This window comes from Georgenia sp. SUBG003, assembly GCF_000715355.2.
GTDB lineage: Bacteria > Actinomycetota > Actinomycetes > Actinomycetales > Actinomycetaceae > Georgenia.
In genome coordinates this window covers 100,064-126,467 of the sequence record NZ_CP180204.1, presented here as the reverse complement: position 1 = coordinate 126,467, position 26,404 = coordinate 100,064, and the positions used below count along the sequence as shown (strand labels likewise).

The following is a 26,404-nucleotide window of genomic DNA, read 5'->3' as shown; positions in this document are numbered from 1 at the left end:
GGTCGAGCTGGGGTGCGGCCGTGGTGGCCGTGACGTCTGACATGCCGGCCATTGTGCCGTGGGTCTCCTCCACCGTCGTCGTCAGGACCGCGCCTTGTACCCGTGCCGCGCCAGCACGCCCGCGATGTCGGGCGGGAAGAAGCCCGGTCCCTTGAGGACCTTGCCGTCCTCGCGGTAGATCGGTCTGCCGTCCGCGCCGAGCTTGGACAGGTTGGAGGCCTGGATCTCGGCGAGGACGTCCTCGAGCGGGATGCCGCACTCGAGCGCCATGCCGTAGACGACGTACGTGAGGTCCCCGAGGGCGTCGGCGGCCTCGACGGTGTCACGGGTGCCGTCGTCGGCGGCCATGGCGCGGGTGAACGCGGCCGACATCTCCGCGCCTGCCGCCTCGCCGTAGACGGCCTCGACGAGCTCGGCGAGCTCCTCGGCCACCAGCGCCATGCGCATGTGCACGCGGTCGCGGTCCACGCTCGGCGGGTCGGCGACCACGGGGGAGTGCGTAGGTGTCGTGGAACTGGCGCACCAGGGCCTCGGGGTCCCGGGGCGAGGGCGACGCCGCGGCGGCCGCCGGCTCCGCCGTCGTGCCGGGAACGTCCGCGGTCAGGGAGGTCTCCGGCTCCGCCGTGGTGCCGGGAACATCCGAGGCCGGGGATGTCTCCGGCTCCGCCGTCGTCCCGGGGCCGTCCCACGGCGCGACGGGCGTGCGCGGGTCGTCCTTGTGCAGGGAGCCGATCCAGCCGTCCTTGATCTTCCCGCGCTGGACGTTGAGCCCGCGGACGGTGCCCTCCCTGCGGAAGCCGTGGCGCCAGACCGCCCGCCAGGACGGCCAGTTCCCGACGTCGGCACGCCAGTGGACCAGCTCCAGCCCCATCCGGCCGAAGGCGGCGTCGAGGACGAGCTCGATCGCTCGGGTGAGGTAGCCGTTGCCGCGGGCGTCGGGCGCTATCCAGTAGCCGATCTCACCGCGGCCGTGCGCCACCTCGTGCAGGCCCACCATGCCGACGAGCCGGTCGTCGGCTGCGGTGCGGATGGTCCACGTCGGAGCACCCTGCTCCCACCCCGCCGGCACCACCTCGGTGAGGAAGGTGACGGCGTCGTCGCGGGTGTAGGGGCTGGGGACCGTGGTCCACCGCTGGATGTCGGGGTCCACGCAGATCTCGGTGACGCGGTCGATGTCGTCGGGCGTGGGCGGCGACAGCACGAGGGTGCCGTCGGCCGAGCGGAGGTCGAAACGGTCCATGGGGACGACCGTAGTGCGTGCCGCCCACAGCCCCGCTCGGGGTGCGCGGTCGGCGGGTTGCCCGGAGGCTGGGGTCATGAACGTGGACACCGAGTCGATCAAGAACCTGCCCGAGCAGAGCCAGGAGTGGCCCGGCCGGACGGACGAGATGAACCCCGTCCCCGACCACGGCGAGACGTCGTACCGGGGCCGCGACCGGCTGGAGGGCAAGAAGGCGCTCATCACCGGCGGCGACTCCGGCATCGGCCGCGCCACGGCGATCGCGTTCGCCAAGGAGGGGGCCGACGTCGCCATCGCGTACCTGCCCGAGGAGCAGGACGACGCCGAGGAGACGAGGAAGCAGGTGGAGGCCGCCGGGCGGAAGTGCGTGCTGTGCCCCACCGACCAGCGCACCGAGCAGGCCAACGTCGAGCTGGCCCAGAAGGCGGTCGAGGGGCTCGGCGGCATCGACGTCCTCGTCAACAACGCCGGCTACCAGATGGCGCAGGACGGGCTCGAGAAGATCAGCGACGAGCAGCTGCGCCGCACGTACGAGACGAACATCTTCTCCATCTTCTTCCTCACCAAGGCGCTGCTCCCCCACCTGAAGGAGGGCGCGAGCGTCATCAACTGCGCGTCGATCCAGGCGTTCCAGCCGTCGGAGACGCTGCTGGACTACGCCTCGACGAAGGCGGCGATCAACAACGCGACCGTCAACCTGGCCGCCGAGCTCGGCCCGCGCGGGATCCGGGTCAACGCGGTGGCGCCAGGACCGATCTGGACGCCGCTGCAGCCCTCGACCAAGCCCAGCGTGCAGGACTTCGGCATGAGCACCCCGCTCGGGCGGCCCGGGCAGCCGGTCGAGGTGGCGACGGCGTTCGTGTACCTGGCGAGCGACGAGGCCAGCTACGTCTCCGGCACCGTCCTCGGCGTGACCGGGGGCAAGCCTGTCTTCTAGGTTGTGGCTTCCCTCACGAACGACGCCGGAGCGGCCCTCGGTGGTCGAGGAGGCCTCCTCCACCGTGCTATCTTTTTCGTCGTTGCCCAGCCGGGTGGACGACGCCGGAAGGCCGAGTTCACGAGGCGAAGCACCACCTGTCCGGGTGGCGGAATAGGCAGACGCGCTAGCTTGAGGTGCTAGTGCCCTTTATCGGGCGTGGGGGTTCAAGTCCCCCTCCGGACACTCGTCGAGACAGCGACGGCGAAGCCCCCGGTCCGCGAAATCGCGGCCGGGGGCTTCGCCGTTGTCCAGGTACGCGCCCGCCTAGGTAGCCCCTTCCTTGCCAGGAGCAGCCGGTACCGGCAGGCCCGCCGCCACCTGGTCGAACGCATCCTCGATCTTCTCGATCAGCCGGACGCGGGGCGCACGGGGCTTCGACCACAGGCGCGTGGTCGTCTTCACGATGCTGACCGCCGCGGCGGCGACCAGCCAGGGGTACAGGTCTGTTGCGACCGTGGTGCCCGTGCGCTCGGCGACCGCGTCCCGCAGGACCTCCTCCAGATGGTCGTACTGCGCCATCCGGAAGGGACGGAGCGTCGGGAACTGCTCCTCGAGTTCGACCCTCTCGACGTAGCCGCGGAGCTGCTGGCGGGACTGAGACCGAGCCAGGTCGACCAACACGTGCCGGAGCGACTCGAGCGGTGGCTCGTCCACCGGCCGGCGCTCCAGCGCGGCCACCACGTCGTCGGTGTAGTGATCGTCGGCCGCGACGACGGCTTCCTCCTTGCAGGAGAAGTAGTTCGAGAACGTCCGGGGCGACACGAAGGCCTGCCGGGCGATCTCGTCAATGGTGACGTGGTCGAGGCCCTTCTCGATGGTCAGTTTCAGCGCGGCCTCTGCGATGGCCTCATGGGTCATCTGCTTCTTCAGCGCGCGGAGTCCCATCTCGCCGGAGTCGCTCATGACGTTCCTCCCGGGTGGAAGTTTCAGTGTCGGCACTTCTCCGTGACACCCAGAAAGCGGTGCCTCCCCCGGGGCTAGCAGGCCTTAGGTCCTACTAGACGCGCTGTTGCGTTCGTTACACCCGAACTACGCGATAGACCTTGATAGCAGAGCGTAGTCGGCCCTGTCCTGCGAGTGAGCCGCAGGTTTCCGCGGGTTACGAGCACCCGACGAAGGGTGACAGAGGGTGAGGCGAGGGTGAGGTCCATAGCAGATGTTGCATCGTCCGCAAGTTCACACTCCCAAAGTGCTTGCAGGAACCGAAAAGTTCTGCGAATCTCGCATCGTCACGCCGGTTCACCCCCTGCTTCCGGCGTACATCCCCCGGCTCTGGACCCACTCCTGAGCTGACCAACCTCACATAGGGAGTTCAGAAATGAACCGTGCAGCCGCATTCTTCACCACCCTGTTCACCGTCATCGGCGACCGCTTCGAGGGCCGCAAGGACCGTGGCGCCACCGCCGTGGAGTACGGCCTGCTCGTGGGCCTGATCGCCGTGGCCATCATCACCATTGTCGCCACTCTTGGCGACCAGATGCTCGCCGCTTTCACCTCTGTCAGCACCACGCTGACCGGTGAGGGAATCACGGACGCCACTCCGTGACGATCTGGCACAGCTAGCGTGGCGCCCCGCAATGGGGCGCCACGTCGTTTAGGCGCCACGTCGTTTAGTGGAGACCATATGAAAAAGCCGCGATCCGAGCGCGGAGCGGCCGCGGTCGAGTTTGCGCTCGTGCTCCCTATCCTCCTGCTGCTCGTCTTCGGCATAACCGAGTTCGGGCGCGCCTACTACGCCCAGACGACCCTCTCTAACGCAGCGCGGGACGCCGTTCGAGAGATGGCAATCCACAACGCCCAGCAGAATGCCATTGATAGGGCTGTTGCGTCAGCCTCTGCACTCGGCATCACAGCGGCCGCAGTCGCAATCACTCCCAGCGACTGCTCTCCGCCGACAGGAGCACTTCCCACCGCAGAGGCAGTGATCACCCACGATCTGGACCTCATCTTCTTTGGTGAAGTGACGCTCACCGGAAAGGGCACCATGCGATGCGGTGGTTAGACAAGGAGCGCGGCGCAACTGCCGTCGTAGTCGCTCTTCTCATGGTCCCACTTATAGCTTCGCCGCGATTTCGGTCGACGTGGCGGCTAGTTACGCCGAAAGGCAGCAACTTCAGAACGGCGCCGACGCTGCTGCCCTCGCCGTCGCCCAGGAGTGCGCCCTCGACGGTTGCCCCGCTGACCCCGAGGCGCTAGCTGATGCAATGGTCCTTGGAAATGTCAACGACGGGACGGTCGACAACGTCGACGTCGACATGTCTCAGCCTGGCCGTGTCGCGGTGACCGCCACGGAGGACCAAACGCACTGGTTCGCGCCCATCTTGTCATCCGACTTCGAGGCAACCACCGTAACAGCGGACGCCACCGCGGTCTGGGGCGGCATCGGCTCAACCACCAGCATTCCACTCATCTTCTCAGCATGTGTCATCCAGAACTCAATCCAAGCCGGTGGCAGTTCATTCGTATTTCAGAATGGCAGGTACGAGCTTACGACGTCACCTAGCGCGGTCGTTACGATCAACGCGGTAACTAACGGGAACGGCAACGTCGACGCCATTTCTCAAGAGTGCGCACTCCAGGGCTCGGGACATTTCGACCCGACGCCACCGGGCGGCTTCGGGGTCATCACGGATAGCGGCGTTTCGACGTGCGATGTGCCCACGACCGTTGACCAGCCGGTATCCGGTGATCAGGGTGCGAATCTTTCGCAGACATGCACTTACGAGCAACTGGTCGCGGTGGTTGACGCAGCGGAGCCGATCCCGATACCCGTTCACAACGGTTTCGCAGGCACCGGTAGCAATGCGACATATCACGTCTACGGCCACGTCGGCTTTCGCCTCACGGGTTTCGGTCTGAATCTCGGGGGGTCGGCCCGCACGTACGGGAATGCCACCTGTAGCGGCGCCGGTAACAACAATCAGTGCCTCACTGGCCAGTTCATGAATCTGGTGGATGCAGACGCAGAACTGGATCCCTCCGCCCCGGACCTGGGGTCGTTCACCTTCAAACTGATTGATTGATGACATGAATCGACGCACAATCGCCGTTCTTGGCGCCGTTCTCGTCGCGCTCGTTGGCGCCGGCCTTGTTTTCGTCTACGTGAGCGGTGCCGAGCAGCGCGCCATGGCGAACCAAGCACCCGTTGAAGTGATCGTAACCACGACGCCTATTCCCGAGGGCACCCCGGCCGAGCAATTATCGGACTTTGTGAGCGTCGAAGAGGTGCCATCCTCGGCGGTCGTCCCAGGAAGTGTCATGAGCCTCGAAGAACTGAGTGGTCGCGTGGCGAATACGGACCTCCAGGTCGGCGAGCAACTGCTCTCAGCTCGCTTCTCCGCACCTGAGGCGATCGCAGCCGCCGCTGAGGTCGACGTTCCGGCAAACCTTCACCAGGTGACCGTTCCCCTCACCGCCGAGCGTGTCCTCGGTGGTCACCTGTCCCCAGGTGACACTGTGGGCGTGTTCGTCTCTCTTGAGGCGAGCGAGGGCTCGCAGGACGCCGCACAAGTCTCGCTGGAGGCAACGACAGACCGCTCCCACCTGGTGCTGCACAAGGTGCTTGTCACACGCGTGCAGGGCGGGATCCAGCCGGCTCCAGAGGCTCAGGAACCGACGGAAGGTGAGTCGGAAGAATCCGGAGCTTCCGCAGAACCGCAGCCCGCAGCGCAACTCCTGGTGACTCTTGCGGTCACGCCTCACGACGCCGAGCGCATCGTCTTCGCGGCGGAGTATGCCAGGATCTGGCTCTCGTTGGAGGGCGCTGAGGCTACGCAAGATGGCACTGGAATTGTGACCGAGGAGAACGTGTTCGAATGACGCGCATCGTCCTGACTTCCTCAACGCCCACCTTTGAAGAGCGGTTCCACGCGGCTACCTCCGGCGCTATCTCTCCCTTCCAGGAGCGCTGCCGGGGGCCCCCGCCGATCTTGTCGCCCGTCTTAACGGGGCCCCGTTGCCCGATGTCCTTGTGATCGGCCCGAACACACCGGTCGATCGAGCTCTCGACTTCGTGCAACAGTTCGGACAGCACTTCCCGACCATCGTTGTCGTGCTGGTGTCCGACGGTGGACACGAGGTCGGCCTCGCCGCACTGCGAGCCGGAGTCCGCGACATCCTCCCCACCGGCGCCGACCGGTCCGAGATTCGAGGAGTGCTGGACCGGGCAAGCCTGGTCGCCCAAACCGTGCAAGTGCAGGCAAGTGGGGCGCAGGCACCCCCGGAGCCCGGCCTGACCGGCCGCATTATCAGTGTCGTCTCACCCAAGGGCGGCGTCGGCAAAACAACAACGGCGACCAATCTCGCCGTGGGACTCGCACGAGCGGAACCCCATTCGACCGTGATTGTCGATCTTGACGTCCAGTTCGGTGACGTCGCCACGGCTCTCAATCTCGCTCCGGAATATTCGCTGCTCGACGCTGTCCACGGGCCCGCTGCGCGCGACACGATGGCGCTCAAGACTTTCCTCAGCCTCCATCCCACAGGTTTGTACGCGATCTGCGCGCCAGATTCACCGGCCGCTGCAGACGGCATTACTGCCGAGGAGGTGGGTCATCTCCTCAGGATGCTCGCGTCGCAGTTCCGTTACGTCGTGGTCGACACAGCGCCGGGCTTGTCCGAGCACACGCTGGCAGCCCTGGATCATGCGAGCGACCTTGTGCTCATCACGAGCATGGACGTCGCTGGCGTACGTGGGTTGCGCAAGGAGCTCGACATCCTCGGCGAACTCGGTATGGGGGCTGAGAACAGAGTCGTCGTGCTGAACTTCTGCACGCCGCGCGGTGGCCTCTCCGTCGCCGACGTCAAGGCCACGATCGGCCGCCCCGTGGACATCGAGCTGCCCGTCTCGTCTGCCGTGCTTCCCTCATTGAACCAGGGCGTTCCCTTGCTGCAGACCGGCGGCAAGGACCCGATTGTGAAGCAGTTCCACAATCTCGTGTCGTCGTTCGCGCCCGTCGCGACTCCGAATGAACCGGCGGGCCGCCGAGCTGCTCGCTCCCGCCGCAAGGCCACGGTGGCAGCCCGATGAAACTCTCCGAACGACTCAAGACTCCAACTCCAGGGGGCCCGGCCGTCCAGCCAGCGTTACAGCCCAGTTCCCCAACGCCGGCGGCGCCTGTTCCGACACCGTCGGCTCCTCTCGGCCCTAACGTGAGACCCTCGACCGACCAAGGTGGCCTCCACGCAGCGACAACGGCGCAGGCGGACCCCACCCGACCGCAGAACGACGCGGTCGCTAAGCTCAAGGACCGCGCCGCAAACGCGCTCTTCGAACGCATCGGTTCCCGCCTGACCGATTCGAGCCTCAGCGAGGAGCAGCTGCACAAGCTGGTGCGCACCGAGCTCAATCATGTCGTCGAGGAGGAGCAGGTTCCGCTCTCGACCGAGGAGCGCAAGCGGCTGATCCGCGATGTTCAGGACGACGTCCTAGGCCACGGGCCCCTCCAGCTGCTCCTCGACGACCCTACCGTCACCGAGATCATGGTCAACGGTCCCAACAAAATCTACGTCGAGCAGAGGGGCAAGCTGACCCGTACGGAGGTGCACTTCGCCTCCGAGGACCACCTGCGCCGGATTATTGAGCGCATCGTCTCGCGCGTCGGACGTCGCATCGACGAGTCTTCGCCGCTCGTCGACGCACGTCTCCCCGATGGCTCACGTGTCAACGCGGTCATCCCACCGCTAGCGTTCAGCGGGTCGTCGTTGACGATCCGGAAATTCTCGAAGGACCCGTTCAAGGTGGCCGACCTCATCAACTTCGGCACCCTCACTCCGGAGATGGCAGAGCTGCTGCATGCCTGCGTCGAGGCGCGCCTCAATATCATCGTCTCCGGAGGTACGGGCACCGGAAAGACGACGCTGCTCAACGTGTTGTCGTCTTTCATCCCAGAGGGCGAGCGAATCGTCACCATCGAGGACGCGGTCGAACTGCAACTGCAGCAGGAGCATGTCGTGCGCCTCGAGAGTCGACCCGCGAATATCGAAGGGAAGGGCGAGATCAGTATCCGGGACCTCGTCAAGAACTCATTACGAATGCGCCCCGACCGCATCGTCGTCGGAGAGGTTCGCGGCGGCGAGAGTCTCGACATGCTCCAGGCAATGAACACAGGTCACGACGGCTCACTGTCCACTGTTCACGCCAACTCGCCCCGCGACGCAATCGCAAGGCTCGAGACCCTCGTCCTCATGGCCGGAATGGACCTTCCCCTGCGCGCTATCCGGGAACAAATCGCCTCCGCGGTCGACCTGGTCGTGCAGCTCAGCCGACTGCGCGACGGCACCCGTCGAGTCACCGCCGTCACCGAGGTCCAGGGGATGGAAGGTCAGACGGTCACGCTCCAGGACGCGTTCGTGTTCGACTACTCCGCAGGCGTCGACGTTAACGGGAGGTTCCTCGGCCGCCCTATTCCCACAGGGATCCGTCCGCGGTTCACGGACAAGTTCGACGAACTCGGCATCAAGGTGTCGCCGCACATCTTCGGTGTACCTGGCCCCCAAGGCGGCTTCCGATGATCCAATACCTCATGACGCCCGCCGGCGTCGGTACCTGTTTGATTGCCCTCGCGCTCGCCACACTGGTCTATGCGGCGATCTCTCCCGGACAGGTCCGCCTTTCACTCGAACGTCGCCGCCTGAACGTGGGACATGGCAGCGGCGCCCTCGCAAGGGGAGCTACGGCGGCTACTGGGGCGATCGGCAGAGTTCTCGAGCGCAGAGCCGACGTCGGAGCGGACACGATCCTGCAGCGGGCAGGAGTGAAGACTCGACCCCAGGATTTCGTCTTTCTCGTCGGCATAGGGGCTCTCGTCGCGGCCACGCTCGGCCTCCTGGCCGGAGGGCCGTTGCTGGCCGTGCTGCTGGCGGCCTTCGGCCCGATCCTTGTGCGGTTGGTTCTCGCCCTTATGGTCGATCGCCGGAAAGCCGCCTTCGCGGATCAACTGGACGACTCGCTGCAGTTGATGGCCGGTGCACTGCGTGCCGGCCACAGCATCCTCCAGGCATTGGACTCAGTCGCAGCCGAGTCCGAGGAGCCCACGTCCGAGGAGTTTGCCCGAATCATTAACGAGACTCGCATGGGCCGTGAGCTCAACGCCTCGCTGAGAGACACGGCCCGACGCATGGGCAGCGAGGACTTCTCGTGGGTCACACAGGCCATCGCCATCAACCGCGAAGTCGGCGGCAACCTCGCGGAGGTGCTTGACGGCGTCGGGCACACGATCCGAGAGCGCAACGAGATTCGCCGGCAGGTCAAGACGCTGGCGGCCGAAGGGAAGCTCTCGGCCATTGTTCTGATGCTGTTGCCCGTGGGGATCGTCGGCTTTCTCACTGTCGCCAACCCGGAGTACATCGGCAGATTCACCGAGAGCATTCTTGGCTACGGCCTGATCATCGTCGCAATCGTGCTGCTCCTCGTGGGCGGGATCTGGCTGCGAAAGACCGTCAACATCAAGTTCTGAGGAGAACACCATGCCTGTGACCGTTCTCGTCGGGATGGCTGCCTTCGGACTTGCGCTGGGGATGGCGACTTGGGCCTTGCTCGCCGGACCGAACGCCGTTCGCACCCGAGCCCTGGCGAATCTCAAGCGAGGTTTGCCAGCGCCCGCCCGAGTTGCTGATGCCGCGCCTCAGAGTTCGAGCCTCGCAGCGGCCGCTCGGCGACTTACGCCAGGCGCCTCCATCCGGCTGTTGGAGAAGCTACATCTACGGGCCGGGCGGCCTGCCGACTGGACCATCGACAAACTTCTTGTGGCCAAGCCCGCCCTCGCCGCCGCGTCCGCTCTAGTCGCCTATCTTCTGATTTCTGCGGGTGCTGCACCGCTCTTCCTGCTTATCGCCACGGTCACGGTCGCCGTCGCGTACTTTGTGCCAGAACTCCTGCTCTACAGCCGGGGCATTGAACGCAGCGAGAAGATCACCCTCGAACTCGCCGACACCTTGGACCAAATGACGATCGCCGTCGAAGCTGGCCTAGGATTCGACTCTGCCATGGCTCGCGCCGGCCAGAACGGCAAGGGCCCGCTCGCCGAAGAGTTGGTTCGAACACTGCAGGACGTCCAGATGGGCCGATCGCGGCGCCAGGCGTTTGAGGAGCTGGCCAAACGATCGGACGTCCCGGACCTGCGCCGGTTCGTCCGCGCGATCATCCAAGCGGACAAGCACGGCATCGCGATCGCCGACGTGCTGCGGACCCAGGCGGGCGAGATGCGGCTTAAGCGCCGCCAACGAGCCGAGGAGAAGGCGATGCAGATCCCGGTCAAGGTGATCTTCCCGCTCATGGTCTGCATCCTGCCCGTGTTGTTTATTGTTCTCTTGGGTCCTGCCGCGATGGACATCGTGGCAGCCTTTAGTTCGTGACACACGTCGTCACTACAGCAGCCCTAACTGCCCTTGGTGCATTCTCGCTCTGCCGTTGGGTGCACACCGTCACCAATAGGCGTTCACGGCTGCACTCGCACCATGCGTACGTTCCGCTGGCCGCAATTGGTGGCGTTGGCGCGGCGGCCCTGGGCGAAACTTGGGCAGAAGTCCTCGCCTTTTCGGTGCTCGCCGTAGCGTGCGCGGTGCTCATTGTTGCCGACCTCGCAGAATTTCGGCTTCCGGACATCATCGTTCTTCCGATGTACCCGGCGCTACTGGCGCTGCTAACGATTGCTGCAACCGCTGCCGGAACATGGAGTTCCCTTGTCCGAGCAGGGACGGCAAGCGTTGTTCTGCTTTTGAGCTACTTCGTAGTCGCATGGGTTTACCCCCGCCGGCTTGGGTCTGGGCGACGTCAAACTGTCGGGTGTCCTCGGCATGTTCCTCGGCTGGTGTGGCTGGTCGCAGGTTCTTCTCGGCACCTTCGCTGCCTTCGCGATCAACGCGCTAGCCGCCCTGGTCCTGCTCGCCCTTCGTCGGGTAACGCTGAAGTCGGACGTGCCGTTCGGGCCATCGATGATCCTTGGCGCAGCGGTCGGCGCGGCGTGGGGTCCCGCCGTGTTCCCGTCTCTCAGCTGACTTCTTCGGCAACCCTCGCACCGGTGAGCGCGCTCAGCTCGCGAAGCCGTGCTTCGCATCCTTCGACGATGGCCCGCACAATCTCCGCCGTCGGGCGCAGCTGACTCAAGCTGCCGACCACTTGGCCAACGAAGAAGGACTCAAGGTTCCGTGCGCGGTCACTTCCTTTCTCGGCGGCGACGTCGATGCGTTCCCAGGCCTCACGAACAAGCATCGGCTGAAGCGGCATCGGCAGAGGCTCGGGGGCTCCTGCCGCATGCCACTCGTCGATCCACGCGCTGCGCAGTTGCCGCGCGGCCTTGCCGGTTCGCGTCGGGGAGACGACGGTGTCGGAACTGGTTGCGGCGAGGAGCTTCTCCTTGATCACCCGACTCGCCGCGTCCTCGTGACTGGAGAGCCACACCGATCCGGCCCAACCGCCGGCGGCACCAAGCGCGAGCGCCGCCGCGAGCTGGGGTCCCGTCGCGATACCGCCGGCTGCCAGCACCGGCACGTCACCGGCGATCCCTACCACCTCGGGCGTGAGAACCATCGTTGCCACGTTTCCCGTGTGGCCACCCGCCTCCGTGCCCTGCGCCACGATGAGGTCGACTCCGGCGGCGAGCTGCTTCTCGGCGTGCTCGCCCTTGCCGACGAGCGCCGCAACGGGCACCCCCTGCGCCTTGGCCCGCTCCAGCATCGCCGGCGGCGGGGTTCCGAGTGCGCTTGCGACCAGGGCCACCCGGTGGGAGAAGGTGACGTCGAGCAGCTCGGCCACCAGCGCGGCGTCGGTGTTCGTCTCGAGGCTGGCGTCGATCCTCCCGAGCCGTTCGAGTTGGTCGTGCTCGCTCAGTGGCGGGATGCCGTACTTCTCGAGCAGGCCGTCGACGAACTGCCGGTGCTCCTCGGGTATCTGGCTCCGAAGGTCCGCCACCAGCTCGCCGAGGTCACCGTTCGTTGTCCTGGCGGGAACGAGGAGATCGACGCCGTAGGGTCGACCGCCGAGCTGCTCCTCGATCAAGGTGAGCTGCTCGTCCAGCTCCTCCGGCGAGTACATGGTCGCACCCAGGACACCGAGCGCCCCCGCACGGGAAACCTCGACGACCACAGCTGGAGTGCGGTTGAAGCCGGCCAACGGGTGCTCGACGCCGACCAACTCGGTGAACGCTGTTCGCATGGTCTCTCCTCAGGACGCGCGGCTGGGGTGGGGCCGCTCGGTGGTCGGCAGCTGGGTTGCCAGGGCCTGGACGGTGCGGGACGGGCTGGGGCGGCCGAGCTGCTCGGCGAGCCAGAGCGACGTTCTCGCGAGTGCTACGAGATCGACGCCGGTCTCGATGCCAAGACCGTGGAGCTGCCAGACCAGATCTTCCGTCGCGAGATTGCCGGTCGCGCTCTTCGCGAACGGGCATCCGCCGAGCCCGCCCGCCGCCGCGTCGACGGTCGTGACTCCGTACTGGAGAGCGGCGAGGGTGTTGGCGAGCGCCTGGCCGTAGGTGTCGTGGAAGTGCACGGCGAGCCGGTCCGATCCCAGGCCCGCCTCGGCGAGTGCGTCGAGCAGCGCGATTACATGACCGGGGGTGGCGACGCCGATGGTGTCGCCGAGCGAGAGCTCGGAGCAGCCGAGTCCCATGAGCCGCGTGGCGGCTGTGACAACCTGTGGGATCGGCACATGGCCCTCCCAGGGGTCACCGAAGCACATCGAGAGGTAGGCACGAACCGGCAGGCCTTCGGCGAGGGCACGGTCGACGACCGGCGCGAACATCGCGAGCGACTCCTCCACGGACCCGCCCAGGTTTCGCTGGGCGAAGGACTCGGTGGCGGAGCCGAAGATCGCGATCTCCGTGACGCCGCTCGCGAGCGCCCGATCTAGGCCGCGCTCGTTGGGAACGAGAACCGGGAACCGCGCGCCGTCGGTCCGGTCGACTGCGGCGAGCAGTTCCTCTGCGTCCGCGAGCTGAGGCACCAGCCCGGGCCGGACGAAGCTCGTGAGTTCCACAGTGCGCAGGCCTGCCGCGACCAGGCGTCGGACGAATTCCGCCTTGACGTCGACCGGCAGGATCGTCGCCTCGTTCTGCAGCCCGTCTCGTGGACCGACCTCATAGATCTCGACGCGCGCGGGCAGCCCTTCGAGAGCGACGGGCATCGGTGCGGGTCGGGCGCCCGGCTCGGCGGCGACAGGCGCGGCAGGTACCGTCATGGCTCCTCCCCCACGGCGAAGAGGGTCTGCCCGAGCGTCACCTGGTCGCCGGCGCGGACCTGAACCTCGACGGCGCCCGCGTGCGGGGCGGTCAGCGCGGTTTCCATCTTCATCGCCTCGAGGACCCCGAGGACGTCACCTGCCTCGACGTGCTGCCCCTCACGCACACTGACGTCCCGGACGAGGCCCGGCATCGGCGCCGTCACGAGGCCGTCGGAGTGGTGCGCCGCCGCCGCGGCCAGCCGGTCCGGCACCGTGAACCGACGGGACTGCCCCTCGTGGGCGACCCAGACGCCGAGATCATCGGCCACGACGATGACGTCACTGGTGACACCATCGACGTCCAGCCTCAGAGCCCGCGCGGCACCGGCCTGGCCGTGGCTCCCCGCGGGCAACTCCGATGGCGGCGAGTCAGCAGGGGGCAAATCTGACGCAGGTCCACTGGTGACGTGGCTCGTCCCGACCAGCCGCACGGACCACGACCTCTCCCCCGCCGTGACGCGGCCGCCGGTGAGGTCGACCCGCAGCTCATGGTGTCCACCGTCGTGCTCGAGCTCGGCGAACACGGGCGCAGCAGGGCCCGCGAGGCGCCAGCCGTCGCCGGCACCGAACGGGATTGTTGGCTCCGCCCGGCGCGACCGGTCCGCGAAGGCCCACGCCGCCGCGCACAGGGCGACGTCGTCGGCCGGCCTCGGGAACGCACCGGTGGTGCGGTCGAGCCAGGCGGTGTCGATGGCGGCGTCGCGGAGCTCGTCGGAGGCGACGAGGCGGCGGAGGAAGCCGGTGTTGGTGGTGAGCCCGAGAACCGCGGTGTCGTCGAGCGCGGCGACGAGCGCACGTCGGGCGGCTTCACGCGTCGGGCCGTGGGCGATGACCTTGCCGAGCAGGGGGTCGTACCAGGTGGTGACCTCCTGACCGCTCTCGAGGGCGGCGTCGACCCGCGCCCGTGCGGGCCACCGCACCGCGACCGCCGTGCCGGCCTGCGGGAGGAACCCGGCGGCCGGGTCCTCGGCGTAGACGCGGGCCTCGATGGCGTGCCCGCGAACCAGAACATCGTCCTGCGTCAGCGGCAACGGCTCCCCCTGGGCGACCGAAAGCTGCAGGGCGACCAAATCCAGCCCGGTGACCAGCTCGGTGACCGGGTGCTCCACCTGGAGGCGGGTGTTCATCTCGAGGAAGTACGCCTGCTCCCCGGCTACCAGGAACTCCACCGTTCCGGCGCCGACGTAGCCCACCTCCCGCGCCAGGTGCACGGCCCCTCGGGTCACCGAGTCGCGCACGGCGTCGGAGATCGTCGGTGCGGGTGCCTCCTCGACGACCTTCTGGTGGCGGCGCTGCACGGAGCAGTCGCGCTCGCCGAGGTGCAGGACGTTGCCGTGGGTGTCGGCGAGCACCTGGACCTCGATGTGCCGGCCGTGCTCGACGTACCGCTCCACCAGCAGGGTGTCGTCGCCGAACGCGGCGCGGGCCTCGCGACGGGCGGTTGCCAGCGCGCCGGGCAGGGCGTCGGCGTCGCGCACCACGCGCATACCCTTCCCGCCGCCGCCCGCGGCGGCCTTGACGAGGACGGGGAACGGCAGGTCCGCCGTCGCCGCGAGGAGGGCGGCGTCGTCGTCCCCCTCCACCGCGGGGAGCACCGGCACGGCGGCGGCGACGGCGAGGCGCCGGGCCACATCCTTCCGCCCCATGCGGGCGACGACCTCGGCGGGAGGCCCGATCCACACGAGCCCGGCGTCCACCACGGCAGCGGCGAGGTCGGCGTTCTCGGAGAGGAACCCGTAGCCGGGGTGCACGGCCTCGGCGCCGGTGCGGCGGGCGGCGTCGAGCAGGGCGGGGATCGCGAGGTAGGACTCCTCCGCGGGGGCGGGGCCGATCCGCACCGCGACGTCGGCGGCACGCGCGTGCGGGGCGCCCGCGTCGGCGTCGGAGTAGACGGCGACGGTGCGCAGGCCGGCGGCGCGGGCGGAGCGGATGATCCGCAGCGCGATCTCGCCGCGGTTGGCGATGAGGACGGAGGCGAACACGGGTCACATCCGGTACATCGCGGCGGCGGGCCGGGGCACGGGCGCGTTCGCCGCGGCGGCGAGAGCGAGGCCGAGGACGCGGCGGGTATCGACGGGGTCGATGATGCCGTCGTCCCACAGGCGGGCGGTGGAGTAGTACGGCGAGCCCTGCCGCTCGTACTGCTCGCGGATCGGGGCCTTGAACGCCTCCTCGTCGTCGATGGACCACTCCTGCCCGGCCCGCTCGAGCCCGTCTCGTCGGACGGTGGCCAGAACGGACGCGGCCTGTTCCCCGCCCATGACGGAGATGCGGGCGTTGGGCCACATCCACAGGAACCGCGGATCGTAGGCCCGGCCGGCCATGCCGTAGTTGCCGGCGCCGAAGGAGCCGCCGATCACGATCGTGAGCTTGGGGACCACCGAGGTGGCGACCGCGGTGACGAGCTTGGCGCCGTCCTTGGCGATGCCGCCGGCCTCGTAGTCCCGGCCGACCATGAAACCGGCAATGTTCTGCAGGAACACCAGCGGGACGCCGCGCTGGTTGCACAGCTCGACGAAGTGCGCACCCTTGAGGGCGGACTCGCTGAACAGGATCCCGTTGTTCGCGACGATCCCCACCGGATAGCCCCAGACGCGGGCGAACCCGCACACCAGGGTCTCGCCGTAGAGGGCCTTGAACTCGTGCAGCCGCGAACCGTCGACGACGCGGCGGACCACCTCGCGCACGTCGTACGGGGTGCGGGTGTCGGTCGGGACGACGTCGTAGAGCCCGGCGGGGTCCTCGAGGGGTTCCTCGGGCGGTTCCTGCCGGAGCGACGGCTCGGCGGGGCGCTCGAGGGTCCCGACGGCGGAGCGCAGGATCGCGAGGGCGTGGGCGTCGTCGTCGGCGAGGTGGTCGACGACGCCGGAGCGGCGGGCGTGGACCTCTCCTCCGCCGAGCTCCTCGGCGCTGACGACCTCGCCGGTGGCGGCCCTCACCAGGGGCGGCCCGCCGAGGAAGATCGTGCCCTGGTCGCGGACGATGACGGTCTCGTCGGACATGGCGGGCACGTAGGCGCCGCCGGCGGTGCACGAGCCCATGACGGCGGCGAGCTGCGGGACGCCGCGGGCGGAGAGATGGGCCTGGTTGTAGAAGATGCGGCCGAAGTGGTGGCGATCGGGGAAGACCTCGTCCTGCATGGGCAGGTAGGCGCCACCGGAGTCGACCAGGTACAGGCACGGCAGCCGGTTCTCCGCGGCGATGTCCTGGGCGCGCAGGTGCTTCTTGACCGTCATCGGGTAGTAGGTGCCGCCCTTGACGGTCGCGTCGTTGGCGACGACGACGCACTCGCGCCCGGCCACCCGCCCGATCCCGGTGACGATGCCGGCGGCCGGGACGTCGTCGTCGTACATCCCGTACGCGGCGAGGGGCGAGAGCTCGAGGAAGGGCGAGCCGGGGTCGAGGAGGCGGTCGACCCGGTCGCGCACGAGCAGCTTGCCGCGCCCGACATGGCGCTCGCGGGCGCTCGCGCTGCCACCCAGGCGCACGGCGGCGAGCCGCTCGCGCAGCTCGTCGGTGAGGTCGGCGAGCCCGGCGGACGTGGGCGTCGTCGCTGTCGGCATCGGCGTCCTTCCCCGGCGAAGAACATGTGTTAACGATCGTTAACCGCTGTGGGTACCATCGTGCCCATGTCGGAGCCGGACGGCAAGCCTTCGAGGCGCGAGCAGATCCTCGCCGCGGCGGCGGACCTGTTCGCCGGCGCCGGCTTCGGCGGCGTCTCGGTCGGGGACATCGGCTCCGCCGTCGGGATCTCCGGCCCGGCGCTGTACAAGCACTTCGCGGGCAAGGACGCGATCCTCGCCGAGCTGCTCGTCGGGATCTCGGAGGAGCTGCTCCGCGAAGGGCGGGCGCGCGTCGCATTGGCCGACGGCGACCCGGTGACGGCGCTGCAGGCTCTCGTGGACTGGCACGTCTCCTTCGCGCTCGACCATCCGGCGCTCATCACCATCCAGTCGCGGGACCTCGACCGGCTGACGGAGCCCGAGCGGCGACGCGTGCGCGGGCTCCAGCACGACTACGTCGAGACGTGGGTGGACGTTCTGCGCCGCCGCTCCCCCGGCCTCGACGCGCAGCGCGCCCGGGCCGCGGCGCACGCCGCGTTCGGGCTCATCAACTCCACCCCGCACAGCGCACGCCTCGGCCGTTCCGAGATGATGCGCCTGCTCGGCGACATGGCGGTCGCCGCGCTGGACGCGGCGACCGACCGCGCCCCAGCTCAGCGGGCGTTGTAGTACCCCCAGCTGAGCGCGTCGCGCACGTGCTCGGCGGTGAAGCCGGGATGGCGCGCCGCCAGCTCGCGCAGGTGCTGGTCGGCGTGCCACTCGCCGAAGGCCACGTCCTTCGCGTCGCCGATCAGAGTGTCGGACCGGGCCAGGGCGTCGTCGATCTCGCCGGGCGGGAAAGCGTCGTCCAGCGCCCTGTGCACGTCGATCTTGCCCTGCTCCGGCGACCGCCACGCGTCGCGCGCGTTGTAGAGCTGCAGGGCGAAGACTGCGTTGAGGACGTCCTGCTCCCGCGCGGACGCGATGAGTTCAGCCGGCTGCACGGCGCGGCCGCACGGCCACGAGGGCCATGTCGTCGTCGGGTGCGGCGGGCAGGAGCCGCCGGACCAGCTGGTCGCACAGCCGCTCGGTCTCGGGCTCGTCGCGCAGCTGCCGCAGGGTCTCCTGCAGCCGGTCCAGCCCTGCGCGCAGCCCGCCGGCGTCACGTCGCTCGACGAGCCCGTCGGTGTAGAGCACCAGCGTGCTGCCGGGCGGGACGGTGAGCCTGTGCTCGTCGCGCGCCGTCCCCGGGCGCAGGCCGAGGAGGAAGTTCGTCCCGGCGAGGAGCGCGGCGCTCCCGTTGCCGTCCAGAAGCATCGGCGGCGGGTGGCCCGCGTTGGACCAGCGCACCAGTGCGTCGCCGCGGTCCCCCGTCGGTTCGACGACCATGACGACGGCGGTCGCGACGGTCCCGGGGGCGACGGCGTCGATGGCCCGGTCGAGCTGGGTGAGGAGCGTGGCGGGATCCGGCTCCGTCGTCGTCGCGATCCCCCTGAGCATGGAGCGCAGCTGCCCCATCGTGGCGGCGGCGTGCAGGTCGTGGCCGGTGACGTCCCCGATCACCACGACGGTCTGGCCCTCGGGGTGCTGGAAGACGTCGAACCAGTCGCCGCCCACCTTCGCCGCCTGGGCCGCCGGCACGTAGCGCACCGCGACGTCCAGGTGCTCGAGCTGCGGCGGGTCGGTGAGGATGGAACGCTGCAGCTCCTCGGCGACGCCGCGCTGGCTGGCGTAGAGGTAGGCGTTGTCGAGCACCAGGCCGGCGCGGCCTGCGATGTCCCGGGCCGTGAGCAGATCTGCGCCGGCGAGCGGCGGTCGCCCCGGCCCGTTGAAGAGGCTGATGGCACCGAGGGTGCGGCCGCGGCCGCGGAGCGGGAGCACGGTCACGGACTCGGGAGCGAGCTGCTCGAGGAGCTCCTGGGCCCGGCCGGGGTGGAGCACCTCCCGGATGCGCGCGGTCGCGTCGGAAGGCACGCGCACGACGTCGGTCGTGCGGAGCGTGCGCAGCAGGAACGACTCGCCCCGGAGCGCGCTCATGCGGTGGCGGGAGTACTCCTCTACCAGCGGCCGCTCGGCGGCCTCGACATGCCACCAGCCCACGTCGCGCATCGTGTCGGGAGTGCCGGGGCCCTCGAGGTCGGCCATGGTCACGACGCACCAGTCGGCGAGGTCGGGAACGAGAGCCCGTGCGAGCGCCGCGACGGCCTCCTCCGCGTCCAGGGTCTGCGCGAGCGAGGTGGTGACGGCCGCGGTGAGCTCCGCACGGCGCGCGACGTGCTCGGTCTCCTCCTGGAGCCGGCGCCGCTCGGTCACGTCGAAGAAGTACACCGAGAGGCCCTCGGCCGTCGGCATCGCCCGCACCTCGTACCAGGCGTTGAGCGGCTCCGGGTAGTACGCGTCGAAGTTCTCCGGTTCGCCGGAGTCCATGGCGCGGCGGTAGTAGGTCTCGAAGGTGTTGTCGACGGCGGCCGGGTAGAGCTCCCAGATGTCGCCGCCGAGAAGCTCCTCGCGCGAGCGTCCGAGGACACGCTCGGCCTCCGCGTTGACGTACGAGAACCGCCAGTCGCGGCTGAGCGAGAAGAACGCCGTCGGCAGGTCCTCGACCAGCTCGGCGGCGTGGTGGAGGCTCGTGCGCACGCTCGGAAAGACCACGCCGGCGAGGCGGGTCACGTGGCCGCGGGTCTCGTCCCGGGTGGCCGTGCCCCGGGTGGCGATCCAGCGGTCGGGCGATCCGGCCGTGCGGAACTCGGCCTCGAAGGTGTCGGCACCCGTCCTGCTGGCCGTGACCACCTGCGCCAGCGTCGGGCGGTCGTCCGGGTGGATCCGTCCGGCGAGTGCCGCGGCCAGGACCGGGCCTGGTTCCTGAGGCACGCCGAGGAGCTCGGCCGCCCGACCGTCGAGCCAGATCAGCGACGAGGTGAGGTCGAAGTGGTAGGCGCCCATGCCTGCCATCGCGAGCGCTTCCTGCGCGTAGCTGTCCGCCGGGCCGGAGGGTGGACCGGTGACGCCGTGCGTCCGGCAGGCGACGTTGCCGCCGGACGCGTGATCTTCGGTGTACAGGGTGTCCTCCACTCAGTGCGGTCGCGTCGGGAGAACGACCCAAGTTCGGTGCTGCAAGCGTAAGCCACGCAAGGCCCGCCGACCGACGGCGCACGCACGGAATCCGGTGAACCGCACCTCGTGCGTCCCTTATGTCCTGGTTCGGCAGGTCCTAGTTCGACGGCGCCCACGAGGGCGGCCGTTTCTGGGCGAAGGCCGCCAGGCCCTCCTGGCCCTCCGCCGAGGCGAAGTGGGCGGCCGAGAGCCGGCCGAGCACCTCGAGCTCGCGCGCGTCTTCGTCCGGCGGGTCGGCGAGCACGGCCTTGGTGGCGGCGAGGGCGCGCGGGGCGCCCCTGAGCAGCGCGTCGGTGTACCGCGCGAGCTCCTCCCCGAGGCCGTCGCGGGCGACCGAGGCGTCGAGCAGGCCGATGCGTACCGCCGCTGCGGCGTCGAAGACCTCCCCGGTGAGGAAGAGCCGGCGCAGCGCCTGGGGGTGGACCCGACGGCGGAGCGGGACCGAGATCACGGCCGGCACGAGACCGAGCCGCACCTCGGGGAAGGCGAAGGTGACGTCGTCGGCCGCGACGGCGAGGTCGCACGCGGCCACGAGGCCGATGCCCCCGGCGCGCGCGGTGCCGGTCACCTTGGCGACCACGGGCTTGGGGGCGCTCATGAGGGAGACGAGCAGGTCGGGCAGCTCACCGACACCCTGGGTGTCGGCGTCGGCACCTCTGGCTTCCTTCAGGTCGGCACCGGCGCAGAAGACGTCTCCGGTGTGGGTGAGCACGATGACCCGGACGGCGTCGTCGTCGATCGCCGTCGCCAGGTGCGCGGCGAGGTCGCGGCGCAGCGCCGCGGACAGGGCGTTGCGGTTCGTCGGGGAGTCGAGGGTGATGGTGCCGACGCCGCCGGCGACGTCGAGGTGGACGAGCTCGGCCATGCCGGATCCCTTCGTCGGTGCCGCCACCGACCGTACCGCCGTCGGGAGGCCGGGGGCGTCCGGCCCGACTCTCAGTGCCCTCTCTGAAGCGGTCGGGCGCCCACGCGGGCCAGCAGCGGTCCCGCGACGGCGAGGACGAGGACGTACCCGGTGGCGAGCGGGCCGATACCCGCCACGCCCGCCGCGACGGCCAGCCCGGCGATGACGATGGAGAACTCGCCCCGTGCCACCAGCGCCGCACCCGCGCGGCGACGACCACGCCGTCCCACGCCGTCTCTCCTGGCGGCGAACCATCCCGTGGCAAGCTTCGTGCCGGCGCTGACGAGCGCCAGCGCCAGAACCGCGGGCATGACCGGCCACACCGCGCCCGGGTCGATGGAGAGACCGAACGCGAAGAAGAAGATCGCGGCGAAGAGGTCTCGCAGGGGACGGAGAATCGTGCGGGCCCGGTCCGCGAAGGAGGCGGGGACGGCGATTCCCACGAGGAACGCGCCGACGGCAGCCGATGCCCCCACGGCCTGCGCGAGCCCAGCCACCAGCATGGTCAGCGCGAAGAGCCGCAGCAGCACCTGCTCGTCGTCGGTGTGGCTCAGCAGCCTGCCGAGCCGGTGCCCGTGCCGGTGGGCCGCCGCGAGCACGAGGAGCACCGCACCGACCGCCAGGGTGGTCGCGCTCAGGGCCCGTAACGGGCCGCCGCCCGCGAGCACGACCGTGAGCAGCGGCAGGAACATCGCCATCGCCATGTCCTCGAGGACGAGCAGCGACAGCACGGCCGGCGTCTCACGGTTCGCGAGCCGGCCGAGGTCGTCCAGCAGCTGGGCGACGATGCCCGACGACGAGATCCACGTCACGCCGGCCAGCGCCATGGCCCCCTGCCACGGCAGTCCGAGGAGGAATCCCGCCACCAGCCCGGGCGTCGCGTTCAGCGCGAGATCGACGAACCCGGACGGCGTATGCCGACGCAACGACTCCACGAGCTCGGCGGACGAGAACTCCAGGCCGAGCGCGAGCAGCAGGAGCACGAGGCCGATCTGCGCCGCGGCGTCGACGAACGGTCCGGCCTCCGTGAGGGCCGCGATCCCGCCCTCGCCCAGCGCCAGCCCGGCGACGAGGGTGAGCGGGATCGACGAGAGGCCGACGCCGCGGGCGAGCATGCCCAGCAGCGACAGCAGCAGGAACACCGCACCGAGCTCCAGGAGGAGCACGGCGGCGCCCTCCATGGCATGCTCCTCAGCCTTCGACGCTCAGCAGCGCACCGAGCTTCTCCAGCCCGGCCTCCGAGCCGACCACCACGAGGACGTCACCCTGGTGGAGCACCTCCTCGGGTCCCGGCCCGGGCACGACGTCCGAGCCCCTGACGACGGCGACGATCGAGCAGCCGGTCATGGTGCGCGCCCGCGTCTCCCCCAGCGGCTTGCCGTCGTAGGGGGAGCCCGGCCGGATCGTCACCCGGGCCGAGCTCAGGCCCGGCACCTCGCGTGAGAGGTCGGCGAAGCGGTGCGCCATCCGTGGCGCGCCGAGCACGTCGGCCACGGCGTCGGCCTCCTCGGCGTCGAGCTGCAGCACGCTCGTCGCCCGGTCCGGATCGTCCGAGTCGTAGACGGCGAGCTCGACGGTGCCCTCCCGCTTCATGACGATCGCGATCAGCGTGCCGGACCTCGTCGTCAGGTCGTAGCGGATGCCCACACCCGGCAGCAGGGTCTCGACCACGTCCATCTGCTCATGGTTACACCGGGCGGTCGCTGGAACCGGGCTAACGGTGGCTACGAGCGAAACTGCAGGGGGAGACGACGCCGAGGGCCCGGTGACCGCCGGAGCGGTCACCGGGCCTGCTGCGGGCGCGAGGGTGACTTCTCGAGGAGAAGTTGACGTCTCGCGCCTTGGATCGGGCGAGCGAAGAGGGTCAGCGGACGCCGACGGGCTCCTCGACAGCCTCGTTGTCGAGGCCGACCTGCGGGTCGCCCTTGCCGGCGAGCACCGCGGCCTGGATGCGGTCGCCGATCTGCTTGTCGACGTTCTTCCAGTACTGGAACGCGTTCTGGAGGACGACGTCGTGCGTGATGCCGGACAGGGCGCCGGCGACGGTCTCGACGAACTGATCGCGCTGGGCGTCGTCGAAGACCTCGCGGACGAGGGTGCCGGGCTGGCCGAAGTCGTCGTCCTCGGCGTGCAGGGCATAGGCGCTGCGGACCATCTCGCCGTCGGCCTCCCAGCCCTCGTCCACGGGGCCGCGCTCGTCCGACCACGGGCGGCCGAAGGAGTTCGGGGCATAGACCGGCGCGTCGCCGGAGTGCTCGAACGTCATGTTGCCGTCGAACGTCCAGTCGTTCGTCCGCACGATCGGCTTGTTGACCGGGAGCTGCTGGTAGTTGGTGCCGATGCGGGCGCGCTGGGCGTCGGCGTAGCCGAAGACGCGGCCGAGCAGCATCTTGTCCGGGGAGACGCCGATGCCCGGGACGGTGTTCGACGGGGCGAACGCGGCCTGCTCGATCTCGGCGAAGAAGTTCTTCGGGTTCCGGTTCAGCGTCATCGTGCCGACCTTGATGAGCGGGTAGTCCGCGTGCGGCCAGACCTTGGTCAGGTCGAACGGGTTGAACCGGTAGGTCTTGGCGTCCTCGTACGGCATGGCCTGGACCGAGAGCGTCCAGCTGGGGTTCTCTCCGCGCTCGATGGCGTCGAAGAGGTCGCGGCGGTGGTACTCGGCGTCCGAGCCGGCGAGCGCCTCGGCCTCCTCGTTGCTCAGGAACTCCATGCCCTGGTCGGTGTGGAAGTGGTACTTGACCCAGAACTTCTCGCCGGCGGCGTTGACCCACAGGTAGGTGTGCGAGCCGTAGCCGTTCATGTGGCGCCACGTCTTCGGCAGGCCGCGCTGGCCCATGACGTACGTGACCTGGTGGGCGGACTCGGGGTTCTGCGTCCAGAAGTCCCACTGCATGTCGGCGCTGCGCAGGCCGGAGGCGGGAGTGCGCTTCTGGGAGCGGATGAAGTGCGGGAACTTCATCGGGTCGCGCAGGAAGAACACCGGGGTGTTGTTGCCGACGAGGTCGTAGTTGCCCTCGGAGGTGTAGAACTTCAGCGCGAAGCCGCGGACGTCGCGCCAGGTGTCGGGCGAGCCCTGCTCGCCGGCGACCGTGGAGAAGCGGGCGAGCATGTCCGTCCTCGCGCCCTGCTGGAACAGGGCGGCCTTGGTGTAGCGCGAGACGTCCCCGGTGGTCTCGAAGACGCCGAACGCGCCGGCTCCCTTGGCGTGCGGGTTGCGCTCCGGCACACGCTCGCGGTTGAAGCTGGCGAGGGTCTCGACCAGGCGGACGTCGTGAAGCAGCAGCGGCCCGTCGGAGCCGACGCTGAGGGAGTTGCGGTCCGAGACGGCGGGAGCGCCGAACTGCGTGGTCGAGGGCGGCTGGTAGCCGGGGGGTCTCGCTCAAGAGATCTCCTTCGATGGTGCGTGTGCGGAAAGGCAGGAGGGGCAGGTGCCCCAGTAGATGACCTCGGCGGTGTCGATGACGAAGCCGTGGTCCTCGCTCGCGGTGAGGCACGGAGCGTGCCCGACGGCGCAGTCCACGTCCGCCACGGCGCCGCACGCGCGGCAGACGACGTGGTGGTGGTTGTCGCCGCGGCGCAGCTCGTAGCGCCCGGGCGAGCCGTCCGGCTCGATGCGGCGCAGGATCCCGGCGCCCGTGAGGGCGTGCAGGACGTCGTAGACCGCCTGCGTGGAGACGGTCCCGAGCCGCTCGTGCACGCCGGCCCGGACGGTCTCGGCGTCGGCGTGCGGGTGCTCGGCGACCTCCGCCAGCACGGCCAGCCGGGGCGCCGTCACCCGCAGCCGCGCCTCGCGCAGCAGCTCGGTGTGGGTAACGGACATGTCGTTACTTAATCACGTTGTCTGGAACCGTTCAAGTTTCGGAGTCGGTTCAGGTGACGTTCACCGTCCGATTGTTCAGCGTTGGCCGGCAAGCCCCGAACACGCAGCCGAAGGACGACGTCAGGGCCGCGACGCCCGCGCGACCTGCACCGCGAGCACGTGCGTGCACGGTCCGCGGTTCCCGGCGTACCTGGCCCACCACGTGCACGTGCAGGTCGGACGCGAGACGTCGCCGCGGACCCAGTGCACGCTGCCCGGCCCGCTCACCCGCCAGCCGCCCTCGGTGGCGACGACGGCGCCCGCGGCCACCAGCTTCCGTGCCGCCCTGAGCCGGGGGTTGTCCCTCTCCACCCGCCCCGCGTCGAGGGGAAGCTCCCGGTGGAAGTACGTGCCCGTCGTGAGGTCGAGGCCGAGCCGTCCCGACGCGGCGACGACGCCGAGGCCGTGACTGACCGCGGCGACCGACACGCCGGCGCAGGGCGCGAGCTCGCCGGGGTCGAGCCGCTGCTGCCAGGCGAGGAGCGGGAGCAGCTCGCCTGCGACGTCGTCCTCGTCCGTGGCACTGCCCGACCGGGCGAGGTCCAGGAGCAGCCCGCCCTCGCCGGAGAAGCCGCGGTGCGGCTCGGGCGAGAGCATGAGGGTGAAGGCGGCGCCCGGGAGCGTGAAGACCCAGGCGCTCGCTCCGCCGTCGTGCGCGTGGACGTCGAGGCGGGAGAAGAACCGGAGCAGGCGCCGGTAGGCCGTCAGCCGCCCGGTCCCGGCGAGCCGGACGGCACCGCCGGTGGAGCGTGGCACCGGCCGCAGTCCCCCCGGGCGCCGGTGCGAGGTGGAGCGTCGGTCCGGGTGCTGAGCCGCCCGGCAGACCGACGAGCAGGTTCGTCGCCTGGGGCCGCGTCAGCGTGGCGACGTGACGCATGGCCGCGCCGACCACCGGCGTCTCGGCGAAGCCGCGGACCCACCGGTCCGGCAGCTCCACCTTGCGCTCGTGGTGCGCCCGGTCGGGGGTCGCCACGCTCATCCCGTCGGTGCCCACCTCGAGGTGCACCAGCTCGGTGCGGCGCAGGGACGCGAGGGCCGTACGCAGCGGGTCGTTCAGATCGACGTTCGTGGTGCCGAAGCCGATGTCGCCACCGTCGAAGGACTCCGCGCCGAGATCGAGGCGGGCGTAGACGCCGTTGCACGCGGAGAACGACTCCGCGCGGAGCATGGTGCCGCCGGCGGTGATCACGGGATCGAGCGCGAGCAGGCTGAAGCTGGGGTCGAAGTACCGGGCGGCCGCCACGTCGGCGAGCGCGAGCAGGCCGGCCGCGACCACGTCCGGACGGGCCAGGAACCCTGAGAAGAACCGGGGATGGTCGACGACGCCGTCCGGGGTGACACCGAGCGCGGTCGCGAGCGCGAGCTCACGGTCGGCACCCCGGTCGACGAGCCGCGACGGGCCCAGGTAGCCCGTCACGATGCCGCACCGGAGGGGACACCCGCCGCCGGCGGACCGGCACTGACGAGCCCGTCGGTGCCGCCGAGCCCGTCGGTGCCGGCGAGCTCCGCGAGCACAGCGTGGAGCGCCCGGGCCTCGGTCAGCGCCTT

26 protein-coding genes, 1 tRNA gene and 2 pseudogenes are annotated in these 26,404 nt (G+C 69.5%); 14 read left to right on the top strand and 15 right to left on the bottom strand.

Annotated elements, in window-relative coordinates:
* Positions 1-81 precede the first annotated feature (81 nt).
* Complete coding sequence (locus DA06_RS00545; protein WP_418606688.1) at positions 82-441, bottom strand: hypothetical protein; 360 nt, start codon at positions 439-441, stop codon at positions 82-84.
* Positions 323-1,240, bottom strand: coding sequence for a GNAT family N-acetyltransferase (locus tag DA06_RS00540; RefSeq protein ID WP_418606687.1), 918 nt, complete (start codon positions 1,238-1,240; stop codon positions 323-325). The genes DA06_RS00545 and DA06_RS00540 overlap by 119 nt, the downstream gene beginning before the upstream one ends.
* Before the next feature lie 76 nt (positions 1,241-1,316).
* Here DA06_RS00540 and DA06_RS00535 point away from each other — a divergent pair, with 76 nt between their 5' ends.
* Positions 1,317-2,177, top strand: coding sequence for an SDR family oxidoreductase (locus tag DA06_RS00535; RefSeq protein ID WP_043496538.1), 861 nt, complete (start codon positions 1,317-1,319; stop codon positions 2,175-2,177).
* Between the two features lie 139 nt (positions 2,178-2,316).
* A tRNA-Leu gene (locus DA06_RS00530) sits at positions 2,317-2,402 on the top strand.
* 81 nt (positions 2,403-2,483) lie between these two features.
* Here the strand turns inward: DA06_RS00530 and DA06_RS00525 are convergent.
* Positions 2,484-3,122: a TetR family transcriptional regulator gene (locus DA06_RS00525; RefSeq protein ID WP_043496536.1), complete on the bottom strand. Its 639-nt coding sequence runs from the start codon at positions 3,120-3,122 to the stop codon at positions 2,484-2,486.
* A gap of 415 nt (positions 3,123-3,537) precedes the next feature.
* On the opposite strand from DA06_RS00525, the gene DA06_RS00520 reads away from it, so the two are divergent.
* The 10 genes and pseudogenes from DA06_RS00520 (at position 3,538) to DA06_RS00475 (ending at position 11,216) form a co-directional block, all read left to right on the top strand.
* On the top strand, positions 3,538-3,765 hold the full coding sequence (locus DA06_RS00520) for a Flp family type IVb pilin (protein WP_418606585.1): 228 nt from the start codon (positions 3,538-3,540) through the stop codon (positions 3,763-3,765).
* 78 nt (positions 3,766-3,843) lie between these two features.
* Positions 3,844-4,221, top strand: coding sequence for a TadE/TadG family type IV pilus assembly protein (locus DA06_RS00515; RefSeq protein ID WP_043496534.1), 378 nt, complete (start codon positions 3,844-3,846; stop codon positions 4,219-4,221).
* A pseudogene (locus DA06_RS00510) lies at positions 4,214-4,360 on the top strand (pilus assembly protein TadG-related protein); the annotation flags it as partial. The gene DA06_RS00515 and the pseudogene DA06_RS00510, both read left to right, overlap by 8 nt.
* A gap of 138 nt (positions 4,361-4,498) precedes the next feature.
* Positions 4,499-5,242 (top strand): hypothetical protein, encoded by a 744-nt coding sequence (locus tag DA06_RS00505; protein ID WP_418608475.1) that lies wholly within the window; start codon positions 4,499-4,501, stop codon positions 5,240-5,242.
* A gap of 4 nt (positions 5,243-5,246) precedes the next feature.
* Positions 5,247-6,038 (top strand): Flp pilus assembly protein CpaB, encoded by a 792-nt coding sequence (gene cpaB, locus DA06_RS00500; protein ID WP_043496530.1) that lies wholly within the window; start codon positions 5,247-5,249, stop codon positions 6,036-6,038.
* Positions 6,039-6,189: 151 nt separating this feature from the next.
* Positions 6,190-7,248, top strand: coding sequence for an AAA family ATPase (locus DA06_RS00495; RefSeq protein ID WP_418606686.1), 1,059 nt, complete (start codon positions 6,190-6,192; stop codon positions 7,246-7,248).
* The gene (locus DA06_RS00490) at positions 7,245-8,732 is read left to right on the top strand and encodes a CpaF family protein (RefSeq protein ID WP_043496527.1); all 1,488 of its coding nucleotides are present in this window, start codon (positions 7,245-7,247) and stop codon (positions 8,730-8,732) included. Before DA06_RS00495 ends, DA06_RS00490 begins: the two co-directional genes overlap by 4 nt.
* On the top strand, positions 8,729-9,676 hold the full coding sequence (locus DA06_RS00485) for a type II secretion system F family protein (protein ID WP_043496525.1): 948 nt from the start codon (positions 8,729-8,731) through the stop codon (positions 9,674-9,676). The genes DA06_RS00490 and DA06_RS00485 overlap by 4 nt, the downstream gene beginning before the upstream one ends.
* Positions 9,677-9,686: 10 nt before the next feature.
* A complete protein-coding gene (locus tag DA06_RS00480) occupies positions 9,687-10,574 on the top strand; it encodes a type II secretion system F family protein (RefSeq protein ID WP_043496524.1) in 888 nt (295 codons plus the stop codon).
* 402 nt (positions 10,575-10,976) lie between these two features.
* Positions 10,977-11,216 carry a hypothetical protein gene (locus DA06_RS00475; RefSeq protein WP_418606684.1) on the top strand — a complete coding sequence of 80 codons (240 nt, stop codon included), beginning with the start codon at positions 10,977-10,979 and terminating at the stop codon, positions 11,214-11,216.
* Here the strand turns inward: DA06_RS00475 and DA06_RS00470 are convergent.
* The 4 genes from DA06_RS00470 to DA06_RS00455 are packed head-to-tail and all read right to left on the bottom strand — an operon-like array spanning position 11,209 to position 16,997.
* Entirely contained in the window at positions 11,209-12,372 is a 1,164-nt protein-coding gene (locus DA06_RS00470; protein ID WP_043496518.1) for an NAD(P)H-dependent flavin oxidoreductase, read from the bottom strand. The two genes, DA06_RS00475 and DA06_RS00470, sit on opposite strands and share 8 nt — an antisense overlap.
* 9 nt (positions 12,373-12,381) lie before the next feature.
* Complete coding sequence (locus DA06_RS00465; protein WP_418608292.1) at positions 12,382-13,338, bottom strand: hydroxymethylglutaryl-CoA lyase; 957 nt, start codon at positions 13,336-13,338, stop codon at positions 12,382-12,384.
* A gap of 50 nt (positions 13,339-13,388) precedes the next feature.
* Positions 13,389-15,416 (bottom strand): biotin carboxylase N-terminal domain-containing protein, encoded by a 2,028-nt coding sequence (locus DA06_RS00460; RefSeq protein WP_043496515.1) that lies wholly within the window; start codon positions 15,414-15,416, stop codon positions 13,389-13,391.
* Between the two features lie 3 nt (positions 15,417-15,419).
* Complete coding sequence (locus tag DA06_RS00455) at positions 15,420-16,997, bottom strand: carboxyl transferase domain-containing protein (RefSeq protein ID WP_043496513.1); 1,578 nt, start codon at positions 16,995-16,997, stop codon at positions 15,420-15,422.
* A gap of 66 nt (positions 16,998-17,063) precedes the next feature.
* On the opposite strand from DA06_RS00455, the gene DA06_RS00450 reads away from it, so the two are divergent.
* Positions 17,064-17,666: a TetR/AcrR family transcriptional regulator gene (locus DA06_RS00450; RefSeq protein ID WP_043496562.1), complete on the top strand. Its 603-nt coding sequence runs from the start codon at positions 17,064-17,066 to the stop codon at positions 17,664-17,666.
* On the opposite strand, the gene DA06_RS00445 is transcribed toward DA06_RS00450, so the two are convergent.
* From DA06_RS00445 to DA06_RS00410, 8 genes and pseudogenes are all read right to left on the bottom strand, one after another.
* Positions 17,651-17,980 (bottom strand): hypothetical protein, encoded by a 330-nt coding sequence (locus tag DA06_RS00445; RefSeq protein WP_043496511.1) that lies wholly within the window; start codon positions 17,978-17,980, stop codon positions 17,651-17,653. The genes DA06_RS00450 and DA06_RS00445 overlap by 16 nt on opposite strands.
* Positions 17,967-20,048 carry a SpoIIE family protein phosphatase gene (locus DA06_RS00440; RefSeq protein WP_052436177.1) on the bottom strand — a complete coding sequence of 694 codons (2,082 nt, stop codon included), beginning with the start codon at positions 20,046-20,048 and terminating at the stop codon, positions 17,967-17,969. The genes DA06_RS00445 and DA06_RS00440 overlap by 14 nt, the downstream gene beginning before the upstream one ends.
* Before the next feature lie 139 nt (positions 20,049-20,187).
* Entirely contained in the window at positions 20,188-20,955 is a 768-nt protein-coding gene (locus DA06_RS00435) for an enoyl-CoA hydratase-related protein (RefSeq protein ID WP_043496509.1), read from the bottom strand.
* A 71-nt stretch (positions 20,956-21,026) separates the two neighbouring features.
* Positions 21,027-22,175, bottom strand: a complete 1,149-nt coding sequence (locus DA06_RS00430) for a cation:proton antiporter (RefSeq protein ID WP_043496506.1) — start codon at positions 22,173-22,175, stop codon at positions 21,027-21,029.
* Positions 22,176-22,185: 10 nt separating this feature from the next.
* A complete protein-coding gene (locus DA06_RS00425; RefSeq protein WP_043496505.1) occupies positions 22,186-22,671 on the bottom strand; it encodes a cation:proton antiporter regulatory subunit in 486 nt (161 codons plus the stop codon).
* A gap of 187 nt (positions 22,672-22,858) precedes the next feature.
* A pseudogene (locus tag DA06_RS00420) lies at positions 22,859-24,349 on the bottom strand (catalase); the annotation flags it as partial.
* A 27-nt stretch (positions 24,350-24,376) separates the two neighbouring features.
* Entirely contained in the window at positions 24,377-24,817 is a 441-nt protein-coding gene (locus DA06_RS00415; RefSeq protein WP_043496502.1) for a Fur family transcriptional regulator, read from the bottom strand.
* 120 nt (positions 24,818-24,937) lie between these two features.
* On the bottom strand, positions 24,938-25,612 hold the full coding sequence (locus tag DA06_RS00410; protein WP_052436176.1) for an SWIM zinc finger family protein: 675 nt from the start codon (positions 25,610-25,612) through the stop codon (positions 24,938-24,940).
* A 112-nt stretch (positions 25,613-25,724) separates the two neighbouring features.
* Here DA06_RS00410 and DA06_RS00405 point away from each other — a divergent pair, with 112 nt between their 5' ends.
* Positions 25,725-26,156: a hypothetical protein gene (locus DA06_RS00405; protein WP_043496497.1), complete on the top strand. Its 432-nt coding sequence runs from the start codon at positions 25,725-25,727 to the stop codon at positions 26,154-26,156.
* The last annotated feature ends 248 nt before the right edge of the window (positions 26,157-26,404 follow it).

Bases quoted from the DNA above. Each gene is read 5' to 3' on its own strand.
- DA06_RS00545 (WP_418606688.1), bottom strand. From the start codon at position 441: ATGGCGCTGGTGGCCGAGGAGCTCGCCGAGCTCGTCGAGGCCGTCTAC.
- DA06_RS00540 (WP_418606687.1), bottom strand. From the start codon at position 1,240: ATGGACCGTTTCGACCTCCGCTCGGCCGACGGCACCCTCGTGCTGTCG.
- DA06_RS00535 (WP_043496538.1), top strand. From the start codon at position 1,317: ATGAACGTGGACACCGAGTCGATCAAGAACCTGCCCGAGCAGAGCCAG.
- DA06_RS00525 (WP_043496536.1), bottom strand. From the start codon at position 3,122: ATGAGCGACTCCGGCGAGATGGGACTCCGCGCGCTGAAGAAGCAGATG.
- DA06_RS00520 (WP_418606585.1), top strand. From the start codon at position 3,538: ATGAACCGTGCAGCCGCATTCTTCACCACCCTGTTCACCGTCATCGGC.
- DA06_RS00515 (WP_043496534.1), top strand. From the start codon at position 3,844: ATGAAAAAGCCGCGATCCGAGCGCGGAGCGGCCGCGGTCGAGTTTGCG.
- cpaB (WP_043496530.1), top strand. From the start codon at position 5,247: ATGAATCGACGCACAATCGCCGTTCTTGGCGCCGTTCTCGTCGCGCTC.
- DA06_RS00490 (WP_043496527.1), top strand. From the start codon at position 7,245: ATGAAACTCTCCGAACGACTCAAGACTCCAACTCCAGGGGGCCCGGCC.
- DA06_RS00485 (WP_043496525.1), top strand. From the start codon at position 8,729: ATGATCCAATACCTCATGACGCCCGCCGGCGTCGGTACCTGTTTGATT.
- DA06_RS00480 (WP_043496524.1), top strand. From the start codon at position 9,687: ATGCCTGTGACCGTTCTCGTCGGGATGGCTGCCTTCGGACTTGCGCTG.
- DA06_RS00470 (WP_043496518.1), bottom strand. From the start codon at position 12,372: ATGCGAACAGCGTTCACCGAGTTGGTCGGCGTCGAGCACCCGTTGGCC.
- DA06_RS00465 (WP_418608292.1), bottom strand. From the start codon at position 13,338: ATGCCCGTCGCTCTCGAAGGGCTGCCCGCGCGCGTCGAGATCTATGAG.
- DA06_RS00455 (WP_043496513.1), bottom strand. From the start codon at position 16,997: ATGCCGACAGCGACGACGCCCACGTCCGCCGGGCTCGCCGACCTCACC.
- DA06_RS00450 (WP_043496562.1), top strand. From the start codon at position 17,064: ATGTCGGAGCCGGACGGCAAGCCTTCGAGGCGCGAGCAGATCCTCGCC.
- DA06_RS00435 (WP_043496509.1), bottom strand. From the start codon at position 20,955: ATGGCCGAGCTCGTCCACCTCGACGTCGCCGGCGGCGTCGGCACCATC.
- DA06_RS00430 (WP_043496506.1), bottom strand. From the start codon at position 22,175: ATGGAGGGCGCCGCCGTGCTCCTCCTGGAGCTCGGTGCGGTGTTCCTG.
- DA06_RS00425 (WP_043496505.1), bottom strand. From the start codon at position 22,671: ATGGACGTGGTCGAGACCCTGCTGCCGGGTGTGGGCATCCGCTACGAC.
- DA06_RS00415 (WP_043496502.1), bottom strand. From the start codon at position 24,817: ATGTCCGTTACCCACACCGAGCTGCTGCGCGAGGCGCGGCTGCGGGTG.